This is a genomic window from Bacillus pacificus (genome assembly GCF_020861345.1).
In the GTDB taxonomy this organism is placed as follows: Bacteria; Bacillota; Bacilli; order Bacillales; family Bacillaceae_G; genus Bacillus_A; species Bacillus_A pacificus.
Window position 1 is genome coordinate 2239688 of sequence record NZ_CP086328.1, and the last position, 18525, is coordinate 2258212.

Annotated in this window: 19 protein-coding genes and 3 pseudogenes; 18 read left to right on the plus strand and 4 right to left on the minus strand. The window is 33.6% G+C overall.

The genetic code is table 11. The features are described from left to right. The first annotated feature begins 2 nt into the window (after positions 1-2). The 5 genes and pseudogenes from LMD38_RS11650 to LMD38_RS11670 all read left to right on the plus strand — a co-directional run bounded on the left by LMD38_RS11650 (position 3) and on the right by LMD38_RS11670 (position 3302). Positions 3-929 carry an aminoglycoside phosphotransferase family protein gene (locus LMD38_RS11650; protein ID WP_061182586.1) on the plus strand — a complete coding sequence of 309 codons (927 nt, stop codon included), beginning with the start codon at positions 3-5 and terminating at the stop codon, positions 927-929. A 13-nt stretch (positions 930-942) separates the two neighbouring features. After that, a complete protein-coding gene (locus tag LMD38_RS11655; RefSeq protein WP_061182585.1) occupies positions 943-1686 on the plus strand; it encodes a metallophosphoesterase family protein in 744 nt (247 codons plus the stop codon). Between the two features lie 132 nt (positions 1687-1818). Further along, positions 1819-1956 (plus strand): annotated as a pseudogene (locus LMD38_RS11660) (uridine kinase); the annotation flags it as partial. Between the two features lie 126 nt (positions 1957-2082). Next, positions 2083-2907: a DUF2785 domain-containing protein gene (locus LMD38_RS11665; protein ID WP_001006692.1), complete on the plus strand. Its 825-nt coding sequence runs from the start codon at positions 2083-2085 to the stop codon at positions 2905-2907. An 80-nt stretch (positions 2908-2987) separates the two neighbouring features. Then, complete coding sequence (locus LMD38_RS11670) at positions 2988-3302, plus strand: DUF3892 domain-containing protein (protein ID WP_000358171.1); 315 nt, start codon at positions 2988-2990, stop codon at positions 3300-3302. Positions 3303-3378: 76 nt separating this feature from the next. Here the strand turns inward: LMD38_RS11670 and LMD38_RS11675 are convergent, their stop codons facing one another. After that, positions 3379-3819: a YaiI/YqxD family protein gene (locus tag LMD38_RS11675; protein WP_000708754.1), complete on the minus strand. Its 441-nt coding sequence runs from the start codon at positions 3817-3819 to the stop codon at positions 3379-3381. A 163-nt stretch (positions 3820-3982) separates the two neighbouring features. Between LMD38_RS11675 and LMD38_RS11680 the strand changes: the two genes are divergently transcribed. After that, complete coding sequence (locus tag LMD38_RS11680; protein WP_016717865.1) at positions 3983-4756, plus strand: GNAT family N-acetyltransferase; 774 nt, start codon at positions 3983-3985, stop codon at positions 4754-4756. A gap of 92 nt (positions 4757-4848) precedes the next feature. Here LMD38_RS11680 and pdxR read toward each other — a convergent pair whose 3' ends face one another. Continuing rightward, complete coding sequence (pdxR, locus tag LMD38_RS11685; protein WP_062821153.1) at positions 4849-6291, minus strand: MocR-like pyridoxine biosynthesis transcription factor PdxR; 1443 nt, start codon at positions 6289-6291, stop codon at positions 4849-4851. 125 nt (positions 6292-6416) lie between these two features. Between pdxR and LMD38_RS11690 the strand changes: the two genes are divergently transcribed. Further along, entirely contained in the window at positions 6417-7328 is a 912-nt protein-coding gene (locus LMD38_RS11690; RefSeq protein ID WP_000832948.1) for a DMT family transporter, read from the plus strand. An 18-nt stretch (positions 7329-7346) separates the two neighbouring features. On the opposite strand, the gene LMD38_RS11695 is transcribed toward LMD38_RS11690, so the two are convergent. After that, a complete protein-coding gene (locus LMD38_RS11695; protein WP_016717862.1) occupies positions 7347-7814 on the minus strand; it encodes an NUDIX hydrolase in 468 nt (155 codons plus the stop codon). A 96-nt stretch (positions 7815-7910) separates the two neighbouring features. Between LMD38_RS11695 and LMD38_RS11700 the strand changes: the two genes are divergently transcribed. The 7 genes and pseudogenes from LMD38_RS11700 to LMD38_RS11730 all read left to right on the plus strand — a co-directional run bounded on the left by LMD38_RS11700 (position 7911) and on the right by LMD38_RS11730 (position 14188). After that, positions 7911-8318 carry a DUF3980 domain-containing protein gene (locus LMD38_RS11700; protein WP_061182867.1) on the plus strand — a complete coding sequence of 136 codons (408 nt, stop codon included), beginning with the start codon at positions 7911-7913 and terminating at the stop codon, positions 8316-8318. A 17-nt stretch (positions 8319-8335) separates the two neighbouring features. Further along, positions 8336-8806 carry a GNAT family N-acetyltransferase gene (locus tag LMD38_RS11705; protein WP_061182868.1) on the plus strand — a complete coding sequence of 157 codons (471 nt, stop codon included), beginning with the start codon at positions 8336-8338 and terminating at the stop codon, positions 8804-8806. 48 nt (positions 8807-8854) lie between these two features. Then, complete coding sequence (locus LMD38_RS11710; protein WP_016717859.1) at positions 8855-9745, plus strand: AraC family transcriptional regulator; 891 nt, start codon at positions 8855-8857, stop codon at positions 9743-9745. A 24-nt stretch (positions 9746-9769) separates the two neighbouring features. Then, positions 9770-10714, plus strand: coding sequence for a serine hydrolase domain-containing protein (locus LMD38_RS11715; RefSeq protein ID WP_061182869.1), 945 nt, complete (start codon positions 9770-9772; stop codon positions 10712-10714). A gap of 444 nt (positions 10715-11158) precedes the next feature. Continuing rightward, the gene (locus LMD38_RS11720) at positions 11159-12244 is read left to right on the plus strand and encodes an ABC transporter permease (RefSeq protein WP_016717857.1); all 1086 of its coding nucleotides are present in this window, start codon (positions 11159-11161) and stop codon (positions 12242-12244) included. Between the two features lie 5 nt (positions 12245-12249). Beyond that, positions 12250-13514: pseudogene (locus tag LMD38_RS11725) on the plus strand (ABC transporter permease). Beyond that, entirely contained in the window at positions 13514-14188 is a 675-nt protein-coding gene (locus tag LMD38_RS11730) for an ABC transporter ATP-binding protein (RefSeq protein WP_227585535.1), read from the plus strand. Before LMD38_RS11725 ends, LMD38_RS11730 begins: the two are co-directional and overlap by 1 nt. Positions 14189-14388: 200 nt before the next feature. Here the strand turns inward: LMD38_RS11730 and LMD38_RS11735 are convergent. Then, positions 14389-14511 (minus strand): annotated as a pseudogene (locus tag LMD38_RS11735) (IS3-like element ISBt2 family transposase); the annotation flags it as partial. Between the two features lie 476 nt (positions 14512-14987). Between LMD38_RS11735 and LMD38_RS11740 the strand changes: the two are divergent. The 4 genes from LMD38_RS11740 (at position 14988) to LMD38_RS11755 (ending at position 18458) form a co-directional block, all read left to right on the plus strand. Then, positions 14988-15356, plus strand: a complete 369-nt coding sequence (locus LMD38_RS11740) for a hypothetical protein (RefSeq protein ID WP_000838457.1) — start codon at positions 14988-14990, stop codon at positions 15354-15356. A gap of 74 nt (positions 15357-15430) precedes the next feature. Beyond that, positions 15431-16525, plus strand: a complete 1095-nt coding sequence (locus LMD38_RS11745; RefSeq protein ID WP_062822536.1) for an FtsX-like permease family protein — start codon at positions 15431-15433, stop codon at positions 16523-16525. Beyond that, a complete protein-coding gene (locus tag LMD38_RS11750) occupies positions 16522-17787 on the plus strand; it encodes an ABC transporter permease (protein ID WP_201099532.1) in 1266 nt (421 codons plus the stop codon). Before LMD38_RS11745 ends, LMD38_RS11750 begins: the two co-directional genes overlap by 4 nt. Beyond that, positions 17787-18458, plus strand: coding sequence for an ABC transporter ATP-binding protein (locus LMD38_RS11755; RefSeq protein WP_080491852.1), 672 nt, complete (start codon positions 17787-17789; stop codon positions 18456-18458). The genes LMD38_RS11750 and LMD38_RS11755 overlap by 1 nt, the downstream gene beginning before the upstream one ends. The last annotated feature ends 67 nt before the right edge of the window (positions 18459-18525 follow it).

Consider the following 18525-nt stretch of genomic DNA (forward strand, 5'->3'; position numbering starts at 1 on the left):
TTGTGGAAGAAATGCTTAGAGAGATAGAGAGAAAACTAGAATGGCCTCGTATTGTAAAGTGTACAGCTATTTCAAAAGGTTTTTCACATGAAGAGAAATATAAAATAAAATTAGAAAACAGAGTAACATATTTTGTGAAAGTATGTGATGCTGTAAACTTTGAACGTAAACAAGAAGAATATACATATATGAAACAATTAGAGTCATTACATATTCCAACGCCTAAGTTAATTCACTTCATAAAACTTGAGGAATTAAATAAATGTGTTCAAGTATTTGAATGGGCCCAAGGTGTAAATGGTGAAGAGGGCTTAAGTAAGCTATCGGCGGAAGAACAGTATCATGCAGGAAGAAAAGCTGGAGAAGTATTAAAGCGAATTCACTCAATTGAAAGAGAAAGTGCAAGTGATAAATGGGAAACATCTAGATGGAATAAATACGAAAGATACATAGAGGCATTAGCAGATTACGAAGTGGATTTTCTAGATTTGAAGTCAGTATTAACTTTTGTAGAAAATCATAAAGACTTATTAAAAAACCGTCCAATGACATTTTTACACGATGACTTCCATCCAGCAAATAGTATGATTCATAATAAGGAATTTATCGTTATTGATTTTGGTGGATATGATTTTGGAGATCCGATACACGATTTTTATAACGTAGCGATTTTTACTACAAGAATAAGCAAACCATTTGCGGTTGGACAAGTTCACGGTTATTGCGGAGGTGAACCGTCGCTTCATTTTTGGAAACTGTACTCATTATATGCAGCAATGACATTCCCAGCTGATATCGTATGGACAAACCGAAGCACACCGCATTTAGTAGAAGATATGAAGGAAAGATTAAACGGAATTTTAGATGATCATAATCATTTTTCATCCTATATTCCAAAATGGTATCAATCAAGTGAATGTAATAAATAAAGGAGGAATACATATGGAAAAAATTGCGGTAATTTCAGATATACATGGTAATATTCCAGCTTTAGAATCGGTACTGCAAGATATTAAATTGAGAGGAATCGAACGCATAATTTGTCTTGGAGATTTAGTTGGAAAAGGCCCTCATTCTAGTGAAGCAATTGAAATCATTCGTAAAGAATGTGAAGTAGTTGTAATGGGAAACTGGGATGATTTTATTACAAAACCGACTGAATTTGAAGCATTAAAATGGCATCAAAAACAATTATCGGAAGAACAAAATGACTATTTAAGAAGGTTACCATTTTCAATCGAGTTTTATATGAGTGGAAAACTCATTCGTATGTTTCACGCTTCACCGAGAAGTTTATATGAAAGAATTCAACCACACGCTTCAAGAGAAGAGCGAATTAGTATGTTCGAAAACAGTGAGCTCACAGAGAATATAGAAGGGGAAAGAAAACCAGATGTCGTTTGCTACGGTGACGTTCATCAAGCGTTCGTTCAAAATTTCAGAGGGAAAACGTTATGTAATGCTGGTAGCGTTGGAAACCCACTTGAAATTACACAAGCTTCCTATTTAATATTCGAAGGAACTTACAATGAAAAAGAAGCAGCAAGCTTTTCCATTCAACTCGTACGTGTACCGTATGATATTGAATTAGCTATCAGACTAGCAGAAGAACTCGATATGCCAGAAATAGAGGAATACAAGCAAGAATTACGGACTGCATTGTATCGAGGGTTTAAGGGAAAGTAAACCAATCATAATATATCTATCGTAACTTAAAATATATCAACGATTTTTTCGATATATCGACTTACCGACAAATAGTGACATAAAAGTTAATTATAATTTTGTTATGTAAACTAAATGAAGGTGGGAAATATCATGAACCGAAAACAACGTATAAATGAAATTGCTAATCATATTTTAAAATTAAACTTAACTCACCCAACAAGAGTTGGAGTAAGCGGTATTACAGCATCAGGAAAAACAACATTTGCAAACGAATTCGCGGAAGAAATACACAATCAAAAGTATATGTATAGCCTTTTATTAATAGTTATAATTCTCGTATAATTATATTAGCTTTAGAAAGTGAAAAACGGGGGATAAGGCAATAAGAAACGCAAAAAGGGGAGAAAAAATATAATGAATGAAGTATTAGAATTAAAAGAAGAACTACTACAAATTAAAAATAATAATTATGCTGTACCAGAAGACGTAGATGCATATCCATATGCGCAGTGGATGTTAGATTATATCGGATCACCTGATGCTGAATTACGCGATGATTTAATTTATAGTACGCTTCACACATGGATTACAACTGATGTATTTAGACAAAAAGAATTACGAGGGTTAATGTTACAAGCAATTAGTCCTGATTATTTATTTTATAAAATTGGTGAAAAGGGAACAGATTCTGTTTTTAAACGTGCGTTCTCTGTATTAATTCCGCCACTTATTTTATCTGTTCATGAAAGAGAACCGTTGTTATCCGAAGAACAACTGTACAGCGTAGCAGAACAAGTGCTGGAATATGTATATTTAGAAGAAGATGTAAGAGGTTACGTAGAAGGAAAAGGCTGGGCACACTCTACTGCACATGCAGCGGATGCGCTCGATGCGTTAGCTCGTACAATACAAAATCGTGAGTTTTCATATGCGATTCTTGCAGCTGTTCGTCAGAAAGTTCGCCTAAATGACTATGTTTACATACACTTTGAGGATGAGAGATTAGTAACGCCAATTATGTCATTACGTAATCAAAATCTTTTAACAGAAGAAGAGTGGAGCAACTGGTTACATAGTATAGCAATCGTTGAAGACATCCCGCATCCTCAGCATGATATTTTAGTACAAAATATTAGAGCTTTTTTAAGAAGTTTATACTTTAGAGTTTTAGAGACAGAGGGTAGTACAGCCTTTACAGATGATATTTTGGAAACTTTGAAGGATTTGCGTAGGTATTAAAAATCCATTTTGCTAAAATGAAATTACATAAAACCACCATCTCCCAACCATACTAATAAAATGTGTTGGAGGTGAGTTTAATGGACAAAAAAGATTTTGAAAAAGTGTATAATGATTATTTACATCAAGGAGAAGAACAAGCTCAATTTGAAGTAGACCATGAAGTTAATACAGGAGCAGAACAAATTGTTGCCGTTCGTAAAAATGATGATGGGGATTTAATAGCGTTTAAAACAAGTAGCGGAAGAGAGTTAGATTATATGACTGCTCTTAGCGAAGCAAAATCAGGGAAATTAGCTCATGTGGACGTATTTCATAAGTATGGTAGAGATATTATACGTAGCGAACCGGATGGAATAAAAGAAAATAACTTAGATAATTTACCTTCATTTTAAACGGGTAAACCTGAAGAAGAGAATGTTCATTTGGATATTCTCTTCTTTTCTTTCTCTACAAATAGACGGTTCATTTCTACAGTGCGATCATACTTTTAAAGAGCGCTCTAAATTTCTCTTTATCTTCTGCTGTAAATGGTTTCGGTCCTTTTGTACGCTTACCGCTTTTTCGAACCATTGCACTTAAATAACGTGTTTGTAATAGTTGGTCAATGTTTTCATTCGTATACTTGTACCCTTTATGATGAAGAACGATACAGCCTTTTGCTAAAGCAAGTGAAGCAAGACCGTAATCTTGTGTTACGATTAAATCTTCTTTTTGGGCTAACTGCATAATTCGGTAATCCGCAGCATCTGCTCCAGAATCAACATAAATTGTTTCCACGCCTTTTGGCTGCTCTGCATTAGAATAATGAGAAAAGCTTGTAACGAGGGTAACAGGAATTTCTGCCTTCGTAGCTTCAAAAATAATTACATCTTTTACAGGGCAAGCATCTGCATCAACATAGATTTTCATTGGTATCACTCCTATAACTAGGTTCGTGTTGATGATAATGGTAGATTTAGGTTTTGTCAAACGAGGATTTTGTATTTTAACTTACAAAAATTGTATATATTTAAAAATATATGCTAACATATAATTGGTTTAATAATAATAATTTTCAGAAAGTGGGAATGGAATGATTTATAAAGCAGATAACAATGTAAGGCAAAAGTTAGTTGAGATGTTTGATGATTTCGATAGTACGATTGTACTTTCCTATCTCCAAGGACATATGGGAAGTGCGTGGGTAGACAATCTCGAAAATCCAACTGTTGCTCAAATAACTGTAGGAATTTTTGTGTTTTACGCCGGGAATCCAAACGCAGAAGAGGCGGAAGAATTATTATATAATCTACCTGATTTTACTCTTGCCATTGTAGATTCGGATGAATGGAAAAAACGGATAGAGACTGTTCACAAAGGATCAATTGAGAAGTTTCAAAGATTTAGATTTAATAAGAACCCCGGCGATTTAGATAAAGAATACATACGGGATATATTGTCTACATTACCCCAAAATTACGAAATGAAAAAAATTGATAAAGATATAGCAAAGGCATCTTCATTTCATGCACTCTCAGAAGATTTTACTAGTCAGTTTGATTCAATTGATGATTTTATTGATAGGGGCGTAGGATACGCCATTTTAAATAAAGGGCAAGTTGTTTCTGCTGCAACATCATTTAGTATATTTGATGATGGAATCGAGATTGAAATTGCAAGCCATCCTGAACATAGAAGAAAAGGCTTAGCTAAGATTGTAGCATCTGCACTTATATTAGATTGTTTAGATAGAGAGAAATATCCTAGTTGGGATGGAGCAAATGCTGAATCTGTTGAACTAGCAAAAAAGCTAGGCTACACTTTTAAAGAACCTTATGATACATATTTTATTCAAATAAAAAAATGAACCAATACAAGTACATAAACTAAAGTGGTTTTTAGTTTATGTACTTATTTAAAAATTAATGAAATTCTATTGACGATATGTAAGGATGCTACTTATTTTCCACAAACCAAAATAGCCTCACGTAAACGAGAAACCCCTTCCTCAATTTGATCAATATTCACTTTTCCATAAGATAAACGTATATAACCATCTTTCGCGCCAAAAATACTACCTGGCATAAAGGCGATTTCTTGTTTTAAGCTTTGCATAATGAGTTGTTTTTCGTTTATCGGTTCTTTTAATTTTCCCCATATGTAAATACCACCAGTAGGATTGGAAAAAGAGATTTTATCATGAAGTTGCTCGTTTAGGGAACGGACGATAACGTCTCTTTTTTCTGCTAATTGTTTTCGTAACGGTACGATATGAGACTGAAATGGTACGGTTTCAAAAAATTGCTGCATAAGCCACTGCGGGAAAATGCTCATACCTAATTCCATTTGATGTCGTGCGTCAGATAACCTTTCTACTACCGATTGTGGGGCGACAAGCCAACCGACTCGTAATCCCGGTGCAATCATTTTTGATAAAGAATGGACATAGATGACTGTTCCATTTTCATCTATTGATTTTAAAGTAGGGCAAGGTTGTTTCTTTTCTAACGTAAGTAAACTAGACGGATCATCTTCAACAATCGCAATTCGTAAGTCTGCACAAAGTGATAATAGTTTTTTTCTACGGCTTGGATGCAGCATTGTGCCCGTAGGGTTTTGGAAGTTTGGATTTAAAAAGATCATTTTAATACGATGCTTCCGATATAGCTCTTGCACATCATCTGGATTAATACCGTGTTCATCGACAGGTAACGGGAAAATACGAATACCTGCTGATTGGAATAACGGTAAGGAATAACAGTGTGAAGGACTTTCAAAAGCAACAGCATCACCTGGATTTAATAAACATTGTACGATAAGGTGCAAGGCTTGCTGTGCGCCAGAAGTAATCATAATGGACTGTTCAGTCGCTTCAACTTTTAAATATTCCTTCATATATTTTACGACCGCTTGTCTTAGCGGGAGATAGCCTTGCGGGTGATCATAACTTAATGAATGCGTTAACGGTTGTTCTCGTAAAATCATTTGTAGTTGATCGTGAGGATAGAGGTTACAACCGAGCTCTCCGTTTGCAAAATCTATAATATTTTCATTTTGTTGTATTTCTGCCCGAATATGGCGAAGTAACGGTAAGTTTGGTAAAAATGTACCGCCTTCTACGAAATTTCTCCAGTTCGGCGTTAATGTTGGAGAAACGCCCCACATATGTGTACTCACTCGTGTTCCTTTACCAGTTGTACTTTCTACAATTCCCATAGCACGAAGTTCATTATAAGCAGTCGTTACTGTACTTCGGTTTACATTTAACTGTGTAGCTAATTTCCGTTCGGAAGGGAGGAAGCTACCTGGAGGAAGTTCTCCATATGTAATACGTTTCTCAATAAAGTCAACAACTTGCTGATAAATAGGGATTTTACTGTCGCTATCTAGCTTCCATTCCATAAAAAACGCCTCCGTAACTCTTATATACATTCAGTATAACAAATTGGCTGGGTAAAAAAACAGCCAATTGGACGGTGTTATATCCAGCCAATTTTACTATGCTAAATATGGAAGGGGAGATTCGGATGAAAAGATGGCAAATGGAATGGCTCCTAGTATCAGTAGCATTAGTATGGGGAGCAAATTATACAATTGGAAAGTATGGTGTGGCATTTATGTCATCCATTCAATTTAATAGCTTACGATTTTTAGTAGCATCACCGGTATTATTACTTATTACATTTTTAATGGAACGCTCATTACGTATTGAAAGAAAAGATTGGTTACGATTAGTAGCAGTCGGTATCGTTGGTACGACAATGTATCAAACGATGTTTATGCTATCTGTGAAATATACTTCAGCAACGAACGCCTCATTATTAATTGCGATGTCACCTATATTTACAGGGATATTAGCGGTATTGCACAAACAAGAACGCTTTTCGATGAAAGTACAAATTGGTTCAATAGTAGCGTTTATTGGTGCAGCATTCGTTTTATTAACAGGACATACAGGAGGAGCTACTTACGAGTATGCATGGCTCGGAAATATAATTGGATTAGTCGCAGCAATTGCGTGGGGATGGTATCCGATATTAGCACAACCTCTTATTACAAAATATTCCGCAATGAGAGTCACATCATGGTCTACTTTAATTGGAATTGTACCTCTCGTTATATACTGTTTATTCAACGTAAACACATTAACGTGGCCAGTAGATACGCCAAGCTGGGGATCACTAGCATATTCAATCGTCTTTGCGACCATCTTTGGGCTAGCAATGTGGTATGTCGGCATTAGTCAAATCGGTTCAACGAAAGTAATGGTTTATATGTATCTCGTGCCATTGTTCGCAGTTATCTTTGCGGCAGTAACAATCGGAGAGCAGATCAATATGATGCAACTCGTTGGTGGACTTATCATCTTTATCGGCTTATACGTTGTAAAAAAAGGCGGAATGAAAAAGCCAGCTCTCAATTTGAAAAAAGTAAGCTAACAGTAAAAAGGATCTCTTTCATATAGAAGGAGATCCTTTTTTATTTCGTAATAAAAGCGCTTGTTCAACCGCCCATTTTTGATGATCGTGAAGTAGAAGTTCTACAGCATGTAATGGAGACAGCCACTTTAAAATATGATCCTCTTCACACTTATCGGTTTGTTTCCGTACCATGTTCACAATATAAAAGAACCCATCGTTTAAATAATATGTATCTTCCTTTTCCGCATAAAAATATCGCATTGCATTACCGATATACTGCTCAATTTCAATTATCCATCCTAATTCCTCTAGTAATTCACGATGTAAGCATTCATCTTTTGTTTCGGTACCTTCCATACCGCCGCCAGGTAAAAAATAGCGTTCTCCTTTTTGGATAATAGCAATCTTTGAAGAGGTTGAGTTAAAAATAATTGCATAACAACTAGGTCGTAATACATATTGCTCAGTAGGCTTTTTATAACCAAAAGTAAGTTTAGATATCATAAAACACGTCACCTTTCTATAAAATACATAAAAGGGATAATAAGGTAAAAACGGGATTGTATAAGTATAATCTTACGAGATTGGAGTGATAACAAAATGATAAATCGAAAGTGTTCGCGCTGTAAAGAAATTACAGGTGCATTGCATGGTGGTAAAAAAATTAAGGAAGAATTTTTATGTGAAGACTGTTTGCAAAAAGGAATTGAGAGTGGGGAAATCGAATTATCACAAGTGGAGCAAGAACAAACTTCGTATCTTTCTATAAAAATATTAAAAATAATGAGTGTGATTTATTTAATAGCATCTATTTTTATGGCTTTTTCAACCGGTCCATTTATACATAATCTTGGGTTTGATGAAATATCCATTTCAGGATCAGAATTAGGTTTAATAAGTATTGTTATGCTAGGTTCTTTATTCCAGTCTGTACTTGTATTTTGCGGAATATGGGTATTCATCCTATTAGTAGAAACGGTCATTAAAATTTATGAAAAAATGAAGTGAGTGAGAGGGAGAAACATATGCGAGTAAGAAACATTCAAGGGGAAGATTATGTAAAGATTCATTCTGTTTTAAATGATTGGTGGGGCGGGAGAGACATGGCTGCCATGTTGCCAAAATTGTTTTTCGTTCACTTTCAAGAAACGAGTTTTATCATTGAAGAAGAAGGAGAAACGTTAGGTTTCTTATGCGGATTCTTTTCGCAAACGTATAAAGAGGAAGCATACGTTCATTTTATCGGTGTAAATCCGAAATATAGAAGAAGAGGAATCGCATCGACATTGTATTCTTATTTCTTTGATGTCGCTCGTGCAAATAACCGTAAAGTTGTGAAAGCAATCACATCACCAGTTAATAAAAAATCGATACAGTTTCATAAGGAGATTGGCTTTCAAATTGAGGCTGGGGATGATGAGATAGAGGGTGTATCGGTACATACAAATTATGACGGGAATGGCGGTAGTAGAGTTTTATTTTTGAAAAATGTGTAAAAGTAGGCTAGCACAAAGTTAGCCTTTTTGTTGTGAGGAGCTAGAAGTATGGAGAGTAAACAAAGTAGAAATGAGTATTTACAGTGCATATACAAAGTACAAAATTATATAGAATTACACATAAATGATTCACTTTCAATTGAAGAGTTAGCGGATATAGCAGGATTTTCAAAGTATCATTTTCATAGAATTTTTAAAGGGATAGTAGATGAACCATTATCTCGGTATGTAAACCGATTGAAACTGGAAAGGGCAACAAACCTTCTTACATACCGTTCGGATATGACGATTACTGATATCGCTTACCATTTTGGTTTCACAGATTCAGCAGTTTTCTCCCGTACATTTAAAAATTATTATGGAGTAAGTCCGTCTCAATATCGAAACGACAATAGCAAGAATTGCAAAGACGTAAGAAGAACTTCTCAATACAATGAATGTAAGAAGGTTCGAGGGAATGTTGAAATTGTAACAGCGGACGATATAAACGTCGCATACATAAGACATATCGGTACATATGAAGAGTTAACTGTAGCTTTTCCGAAAATGATAGAGAAATTATTTCATTACGCAGCGTTGCAAAACTATCATGTATTTGAGGATACGAAAGTATTAACCATTTACCACGATCATCATGAATTTACAGAGGACTATCATTTAAGAACAAGTTTATGTATAACAATTCCAAATGAGTCCGCAGTAGAAACGAGCGACATAGGAATAATGGTAATACCTTATGGAAAGTATGCGGTAGGTCATTTTGAAATATTCCAAGATGAATATAAAGGAGCATGGGATTTTTTATACGGTGAGTGGCTTCCAAATAGCGGATATAAACCGAGAGATTCGTATCCTTTTGAAGTATATAGAAATGATCCAAAGCAGCATCCCGAACATACACATATAGTTGATATATATGTACCTATCGAACCTTTTTAATGATAGGTTAAAGGGGAAGGAATAATGAAAACTGCTGAAAAGTTAGATCAGATTATACAAGAAGAATATGGAAATGTGAATGGTATGTTAGTAGTGCAGAAAGGTAATGTTATTTTTGAAAAATATTATAAGGGACACGGTCCAGATGATGCGTTTCATGTAGCGTCAGTCACAAAAACGATAATCTCTGCGCTAATTGGGATATGTATAGATAAGGGATATATAAAAAGCGTTGATCAAAGAGTAATAGAGTTTTTCCCGGAATATAAACTTAAGGCATCTGAAGTAACAGTACGCCATCTTCTAACAATGACAGCGCCATATCCTTTTGTAGACTGGCAGGAACCGTTAGAAGAACTATGTACACAACAAGATTGGATACAATATACGTTAAATAGGATAGGAAACGGCGGAGAAATTGGATTTTTTAAATATTCATCTGCAGGAGCTCACATACTATCAGCAATTATAACGAACGCAACAGGAAAAAGTGCACGTGAATTTGCGAATGAATACGTATTTCAGCCACTCGGCATGAGAGAAATTCCAAACTACAATATGAAAGCATTTAGATTCGATGACTTATTCGGAAAAGATGTGAAAGGATGGGTTCACGATCCAAATGGAATTTCGACAGGCGGCTGGGGACTAACGTTAACAGTTAAAGATATGGCTAAGTTTGGACAGCTGTATTTGAATGAAGGTATTCATAATGGAAAACAAATACTATCAAAATCATGGATAAAAGAATCGACAGAAATGAACCAAAATCAATATGGTTACTTATGGTGGTTACGAGAAGAGGATGGAATCTTTTCATACTGTGCAATGGGCGATGGTGGGAATGTGATTTGTTGTATTCCTAAGAAGGATTTGGTTGTAGTAATTGCTTCTGAAGTTATGTCTAATGCACGGGATAGATGGGAATTAATTGTGAAATATATTCTTCCTTACATACAAAACAATTAAATTTAAGATATAAGGCGGTATGAGATTTCATACCGCCTTTATATATGGCATTTTACATCGAAAGGGAGATGGGAAAATATTTTAATGTCATTAAGTTAACTGGAAAATAAATATAGCGTAAAAAATTGTTAAGATTTCGAAGTCTTGATTTTAACCTTTATTTTTCTATGTATAATGAATCCGCATACTAAAAATCTTTTAAAGAAAGGGGGATGAAATAAACGAATTAAAAGTTAATGTGCGTTTCTTGATGGTTTAAGGAAATAGAATAATATTTTAAGTTTTTTTGATAAGTACAGCGTTCATCCCGCTTTAATGGGCAGTAAGACCCCACCTCAAAATTCGGCGAAAGCAAAGAAGTCCAATTGGTGAGGGCTGATTAAAGTTTCATTTTATATGGAATTTGTCAAAAAGGATATTTACCTTTTGACGTTTGGAGGGTATATGAATCTAATATTAAAAGAAATAGCAGTGAACAGAAAAATATTCATTATGTTATTTATCGGATTTACTTTAACAATTCTGCCCATACTTATAGCGATGTCGATTCGAGATTATTACGATGAAAAATTTTATGAGTACAAAAATGGTTATTTTAAATATTACTATACTGTTCAGCTTACTAGCTTTGGAGAATTGGATTTCAAAGCAATTCAAGAGGTAACAGGAACTAGTTTTAAGAACTCAAGTGTTATTACAAATAATATGAGAATGGGAATTCCCGGCATAGGTGAAGTAACGATGGTTGGTCTTATAAATAAAAATTGGTCTCCGCCTTTAATAAAAGGTTCTCGTATGGAAGATGGGGAAGAAAATAGTGTAATTGCCGGAAAGAGAATTTATAAAGAATCTGAAACAATAAAACTGTTTAGTAGAGAATATAGAGTTAAAGGCGTGAGCGCTGCGAATACTGGATACGCATATAATTCCAATGTTTTTGTCGGCTTAAGTGACATGCCTGATGAGATAAAACGACGTATGCAAAATGAAAATACATTTGAAATGATAGTAAGGTCTAACGAAAATCCTAAACAAGAAATAGATACATTTATTCGGTATATTAAGCAAAATAGAATTGATACGAATGTGAAAGTGATAAATGAAAAGGAGAATTATGAGAACGAAAAAAGCTCGAATAAAGCTATGAGAGCACAACTTACTCTTCCGTACAATCTACTTTTTATTGCTGTAATGAACTGTATAATTGCGAGTTATTTTTGGATTTACACGAAGAAGAAGAGTATTTCCTTAAGGAAAACGTTGGGAGCAAGCAATTTGAATTTAATTGTATTCATATTTAGCCAATTATTCATATGCGCAATCGTTGCAGCTATTTGTGCGATATGTATGCAATGGATTTTAAGTACAATGAATAAAAGCATAGTGCATGTAATGGGTTTTACTATTCATATAGATGTTTTTAAAGTTGTGATGAGTGTAGTAATTTCCTTGTTTATTTCGTTCATCACCGCTGTAATACCATTTTTCAAAATACTTAAAATTGAACCTGCTAAAGCGTTAAAGGAGTAAATAAGATGAGACTAAAAAGTGCTCTTATGGCCCTGAAAAATAGATTGCTCATTTCTATTTTTCTCTTAATACAATTCACGTTTGGATTAGCAGCAATAACCCTTTCCATTAATATGCTTTGTAATTTTCACTATCTTGAAAACAGTTCCAACTCGTTGCTAGATTTAGAAAGTACATATTTCATCACTTATGATGGGATGACTACTGATAGGTTGAAGGCAGATCAATTTAATAAAGGACAAGTCGAAGAAATTTATAAAAAAATGCAGCAAAATAAAGATGTGATTTCGTATGGTACATACGAAGAGAGCATAATCGAACTAGAATCCAGCAATCGACCGCTCCAAGAAAGTATGTTAGAAGAATTGAAAAACAAAACTTTTCGCGATAAAAACCCTACTATTCGTATAATTACAATAGATGAAGATTATTATAAATTACTGAATATACCTATAAAAACTGGAGTAGGCTTTTCGTATCGAGACTTCCACAAAAATAGTGAAGAGAAAACGAATGTTTTGGTAGGTCCTTACTTTAAGAAATATTTTCAAATAGGGATACAATCAATAATCAATATATGATTATTGGATTTTTACCGGAAAATAAATTTATTATAGATGGTAACGGAGTGAGTATATACCAGAAATTAGACAAGGCTATGTTATCACCCATGCCAATTGATAGATATGAAAACTATGAAATAATGTTTTCAAGATTACATCAAAGTACAATTATGAATTTAAAAAGAGACGCAGATGTAAACAAACTCCAAGAAATGATTCAACTGAAGGGAAGCGACGTTACGTTATACTTAAAAAATTTAGGAGAAGAAATAAATGAAGCCGTTACTAGTAGTATGGATACGGAAAATATCGATCTTATAGTAGGAAGTCTATTTATTTTATTTATAATAGCGGGAATGGTCGTAACGACAATTGTTTCCATCATAATGAGAAAGAGGGAATTTGGTATTAAGATGGTCCTTGGAGAAAGTAAGTTTGGGATGTTCATTCAAATTGTATTAGAAAACATATGTATTACGATAGTTGGTATGTTTTTATCGATAGTTTACTTTTTATGGAGATACGAGAATCATCTACAAGTTTCGAAGGACTTTGATACGGCGTCTGTACGCGAAATAAATTTAAATATGCCTATTTTATTATTTGTATTCCTATTCTTACTAGTGATCATCATTATTTCAAATCTCATTGTCTTCTTGTTTATTAGAAAGCTCGAACCGAAAACATTAATAGGTGGGATGGAATAATGGGGTTAATTGAACTAAAAGATATTAAGAAGGTGTATAGTAATAAGAATTACAATACGTTCGCGTTAAACGGTATAAATTTAACGATAAATAAGGGCGAAATTATAGCGGTAATGGGGCGGCGATCAGGCTCAGGGAAGAGTACATTACTAAATGTTATCGGGCTAATTGATATACCAAATGCGGGTGAATATACGTTAAATGGAAAATCATTAACTGAAATTAGAGCAAATAAAGTTCATAAAACAAGAAATGAAATGATCGGATTTATTTTTCAATATTTTGCATTGTTAAAAGAACATACTGTACTGGATAATGTAGTGCTACCACTCACGTATAGAAAGCTAAAGCAACGGGAAAGAGAAAATAAGGCGAAGTTCTATTTAGAAAAAGTAGGATTAAAAGAACATATGTATAAAACACCGGACGAGCTATCAGGTGGACAACAGCAGCGCGTCGCAATTGCAAGAGCGTTAGTGGGCGAACCAGAATTAATATTGGCAGATGAACCGACCGGAAATTTAGATAGAAAAACAGGAGAAGAAATTATGAACCTACTGTTACAACTGAATGAGGAAGGTAGAACGATTATTATCGTAACACATGATATGGAAGTAGCGAATAAGTGTAATAGAATTATTGAGTTAGTTGATGGGGAAGTTGTGCGGAGTTAAATGATAGTAATAAGGGAATATATACTGTTCTTATTATAACAAAGCAGGGTTAATAATCATGGTAGAACGTCGGTTACTCCTTCTTTAGGCATGTTTATGAAGTGGAAAGATAACAAATTAAACATAGTATGAAGAAAAAACGCCTTGTTAAATTGAAGTGAACCTTTAAAACTGGACACCTATCAAAACACCTAAACCATCTATTCCCTAAATTCTTTAGGGAATAGATGGTTGGATTTTTCTAGAATTCGCACACTAGTGTAGTAATGAATGTATTCTAGCACAATCTTTCGCACAGTTGTGTTGGATACTTTTGTTATTTCTTATGAGTAGAAGCTTCAATTTTCAAATGACTTTCCACTTTATTTCTTCTGGGTAATGAACTCCTGTCTTCAAACGAAAAACCCCTCCGTTGAATTCGCATACTTAGTATACGAATTCAGGAGGTGTTTTTTTCATGTACCACTATTCGGGTTCACTTCATAACTACAGAAGGCTTTTTAGAACAGGGTATATTATTGGGATATTAATGATTAGTAAGTTGCTCATCTGAATGTACAGGGGGAAATAAAACAGGATTAGGAAAAATCTTAGTGTATGAAAATCAACAGTCAATTTTAAAAATAGCGTAACTTAGATTTTATGTCATTTTGTTAGAAGGAATGTAAAGGATATGTAAAAAATGTTAATTCGAGGAATATTCTCACTTCTCTGCTATTTTATCTTATATAATGAGGGCACGGCCTGAAAATACTTAAATATTTAAGTGAATATTTTAAACAAGGGGGATTAGTGATATATGAAAAGCTTAATTAAAAAGACATTGGCTACTCTAGGTATAACAGCTTGTGTAGTAGGTACGATTTCTCCAGTTTCATTTGCCACAATTAACTGGGATTCAAGTGCAGCATGGGTGGGTTCTGGAGCTAAAGCTTCTGCATCTGCTTATACAGCAAAAACAAATGAACCTCATTATTACAAGATGACTGTAAGTGCTCGTTTTAATGATGGATCCTCTGGTTTTAGACAATTGCCTAATGCTTCAAGTTCTGATCGTGTAAGTGTCAATTTTACATCAAATGGGGCGGTAAGCAGCGGTAATTCATCCCATGAATGGATAATGGTCGGCGATAGTGCGTACACATCAAAGGCTATGACAATTAAATAAGAACTATATAAATAATAATAAAAACCGTGAAAAAAATTTATACCTTTTCACGGTTTTTAAAATTCGGAGGATATATGAATCTAATATTAAAAGAAATAGCGGTGAACAAGAAACTATTCAGTATGTTATTTATTGGATTTGTATTGACGATATTACCAATACTTATAGCTATATCAACTCGAGATTATTATGATGAGAAATTTTATGATAGTAAAAATGGTTATTTCAATTATTACTACTCTATTGAGCTAACTGGTATGGGAGAATTGAATTTTAAAGAATTTCAAAAATTAACAGAATCTAAATTTAAAAATGCTAGCGTTATTACAAATGATATTCGCACCACTATTCCCAATATCGGTCAAGTGACTATCATTGGTCTTATTAATATGAATTGGTCTCCACCGCTGCTAAAAGGTTCTCCCATGAAACAAGGTGAAGAAAATAATGTAATTATAGGAAAGAAAATTTATAAAGATTCTGCAACAATAAAATTATTTAATAAGGAATATACAGTTAAAGGTGTGGGTGGAGCAAATACTGGAGATGAATATAATTATAAAATTTACGTCTCGCTAAATGATATGCCAGATGAGGTGAAACGAAGTATACAGAATGAAAATACATTTCAAATGATAGTTAGGTCTAACGGGGATCCTAAAAAGGAGATAGACAATTTCATTCAGCATGTTAAGCAGAAGAAAAAAGATACAAATGTCAAAGTGATAAATGAAAAAGAGAATTATGAGAAAGAAAAAAACTCAAGTCAAGCAGTGGAAGAATTGCTAAGTTTTCCATATAGACTCCTTTTCATAGCTTTAATTAATTGCATAATTGTAAGTTATTTTTGGATTTACACGAAGAAAAAAAGTCTATCACTCAGGAAAGCCTTGGGAGCAAGTAGCTTGAATCTTTTTATATTTATATTTAGTCAACTATTCATATGTGCAATCACAGCAGCAGCCTGTGCAATAGGTATACAATGGATTTTAAGCATTTTGAGTACAAGGATTTTAGAATATACAAGTTATAGCATTAGTTTCGGTTTTTTCCATATTGTAATGAGTATATTTAGCGCTTTTTCTATATCTTTCATTACCGCTTTCATACCATTCATCTATGTGTTAAAAAGTGAACCTGCTAAAACTTTGAAGGAGTCAAAAATATGATGAGAATAAAAAGCGCTGTAATAGCTTTAAAAAAGAGATTTTTATTTTCACTGCTGCTCCTCATACAATTTACATTTGGATTATCAACTATAACGAGTTCTATTAATGTATTTTCGAATTTATACTATCTCAATGACAATTCCAGTTCGGTATTAGATTTGAACAACACATACTTAATTTCTTTCGATATGACTACAGATAGGTTAAGAAGTGATCAATTCAATAAAGAACAAATTCAACAGATTTATAATAAAATTCAACAAAATAAAGATGTGATTTCATTTGGAACATACGAAGAGCGAATAATAGAATTAGAATCGAGTAATAGATTACTTAAAAATAGTATGCTTGCTGATTTGAAAAATAAAACTTTTCATGATGAAAGACCTACTATTAATTCGATCCTAGTAGATGAAAACTATTATAGGTTACTTGATTTTTCTTTCGAAAATGGTAAAGGGTTTTCACGCCAAGATTTTCAAAAAAAAGGTGAAGAGAAAATGAATGTGTTAGCTGGTTCTTACTTTAAAGAATATTTTCAAGTAGGGGATACAATTAATAATCGATATACAATTATCGGTTTTTTACCAGAAAATAAATTCATTGTAAATAATAATTCAACAAATACATATTTAAAGTTGGATAAAGCGATGATATTGCCTATGTCATCTGAAATGTATGGAGAATACGAATCAATGTTTTTAAGGTTGCATCAAAGTACCGTATTAACTTTACGAAAAGGTGCAGATGTAAAGGAATTACAAGAAACAATTCAACTTAAAGGAAACAGCGTTACGTTACATTTAAAAAAATTGGGAGAAGAAATAAGTAAAGATATTACGGTTAATAGCTACTCTGAAATCCCGCAGCTTATAGTAGGAATACTATTTATTCTATTTTCAATAGCAGGAATTGTTGTAACCACTATCGTCTCTATTATGATGAGGAAAAGGGAATTCGGAATAAAAATGGTTCTTGGAGAAAGTAAGATTGGAGTTTTCATTCAAATTGTTTTAGAAAATACTATAGTAGGAATAGTTGGTTTCGGAATGGCACTATCGTACTTTTCATTGAGATATGGAGCTCTTCTCCAAACAGCAAAAGATCTAAACGTGGCGTCTGTATTAGATTTTAAATTAAATCTACCTATATTATTGTTAGTATTCCTATTCTTATTATTGATTATCATTGTATCAAATGTAATTGTCTTCTTATTTATTAGAAAGCTCGAACCGAAAACATTAATAGGAGGGATGGAATAATGAGTTTGATTGTGCTAAAAGATATTAAAAAGGTGTATAGTAACAAGAATCATAAAACATTTGCGTTAAATGGTATAAATTTAACGATAAACAAAGGTGAAATCATCGCTGTAATGGGTCGGTCAGGCTCAGGGAAAAGTACCCTATTAAATGTTATAGGGTTAATTGATATGCCAAATGAGGGTGAATATAAGTTAAATGGAAAATCATTAACTGAAATTAGAGCAAATAAAGTTCATAAAACAAGAAATGAAATGATCGGATTTATTTTTCAATATTTTGCATTGTTAAAAGAACATACTGTACTGGATAATGTAGTGCTACCACTCACGTATAGAAAGCTAAAGCAACGGGAAAGAGAAAATAAGGCGAAGTTCTATTTAGAAAAAGTAGGATTAAAAGAACATATGTATAAAACACCGGACGAGCTATCAGGTGGACAACAGCAGCGCGTCGCAATTGCAAGAGCGTTAGTAGGTGAACCAGAATTAATTTTGGCGGATGAACCAACTGGAAATTTAGATAGAAAAACAGGAGAAGAAATTATGAACCTACTGTTACAACTGAATGAGGAAGGACGAACAATTATTATTGTAACGCATGATATGGAAGTGGCGAATCAGTGTAATAGAATCATTGAGTTAGTTGATGGGGAAATTGTGCGGAGTTAACAATTAAACTAAGATACATCAAAAAATTGTTTTTTATTTAAGAATCCATGTTGATTTATTTTTCAAA

Excerpts from the sequence above, each read along its gene's own strand:
- LMD38_RS11755 (WP_080491852.1), top strand. The coding sequence starts at position 17,787 with ATGAGTTTGATTGTGCTAAAAGATATTAAAAAGGTGTATAGTAACAAG.
- LMD38_RS11745 (WP_062822536.1), top strand. The coding sequence starts at position 15,431 with ATGAATCTAATATTAAAAGAAATAGCGGTGAACAAGAAACTATTCAGT.
- LMD38_RS11695 (WP_016717862.1), bottom strand. The coding sequence starts at position 7,814 with ATGATATCTAAACTTACTTTTGGTTATAAAAAGCCTACTGAGCAATAT.
- LMD38_RS11715 (WP_061182869.1), top strand. The coding sequence starts at position 9,770 with ATGAAAACTGCTGAAAAGTTAGATCAGATTATACAAGAAGAATATGGA.
- LMD38_RS11720 (WP_016717857.1), top strand. The coding sequence starts at position 11,159 with ATGAATCTAATATTAAAAGAAATAGCAGTGAACAGAAAAATATTCATT.
- pdxR (WP_062821153.1), bottom strand. The coding sequence starts at position 6,291 with ATGGAATGGAAGCTAGATAGCGACAGTAAAATCCCTATTTATCAGCAA.
- LMD38_RS11710 (WP_016717859.1), top strand. The coding sequence starts at position 8,855 with ATGGAGAGTAAACAAAGTAGAAATGAGTATTTACAGTGCATATACAAA.
- LMD38_RS11655 (WP_061182585.1), top strand. The coding sequence starts at position 943 with ATGGAAAAAATTGCGGTAATTTCAGATATACATGGTAATATTCCAGCT.
- LMD38_RS11675 (WP_000708754.1), bottom strand. The coding sequence starts at position 3,819 with ATGAAAATCTATGTTGATGCAGATGCTTGCCCTGTAAAAGATGTAATT.
- LMD38_RS11730 (WP_227585535.1), top strand. The coding sequence starts at position 13,514 with ATGGGGTTAATTGAACTAAAAGATATTAAGAAGGTGTATAGTAATAAG.
- LMD38_RS11680 (WP_016717865.1), top strand. The coding sequence starts at position 3,983 with ATGATTTATAAAGCAGATAACAATGTAAGGCAAAAGTTAGTTGAGATG.
- LMD38_RS11705 (WP_061182868.1), top strand. The coding sequence starts at position 8,336 with ATGCGAGTAAGAAACATTCAAGGGGAAGATTATGTAAAGATTCATTCT.
- LMD38_RS11740 (WP_000838457.1), top strand. The coding sequence starts at position 14,988 with ATGAAAAGCTTAATTAAAAAGACATTGGCTACTCTAGGTATAACAGCT.
- LMD38_RS11665 (WP_001006692.1), top strand. The coding sequence starts at position 2,083 with ATGAATGAAGTATTAGAATTAAAAGAAGAACTACTACAAATTAAAAAT.
- LMD38_RS11750 (WP_201099532.1), top strand. The coding sequence starts at position 16,522 with ATGATGAGAATAAAAAGCGCTGTAATAGCTTTAAAAAAGAGATTTTTA.
- LMD38_RS11670 (WP_000358171.1), top strand. The coding sequence starts at position 2,988 with ATGGACAAAAAAGATTTTGAAAAAGTGTATAATGATTATTTACATCAA.
- LMD38_RS11690 (WP_000832948.1), top strand. The coding sequence starts at position 6,417 with ATGAAAAGATGGCAAATGGAATGGCTCCTAGTATCAGTAGCATTAGTA.
- LMD38_RS11700 (WP_061182867.1), top strand. The coding sequence starts at position 7,911 with ATGATAAATCGAAAGTGTTCGCGCTGTAAAGAAATTACAGGTGCATTG.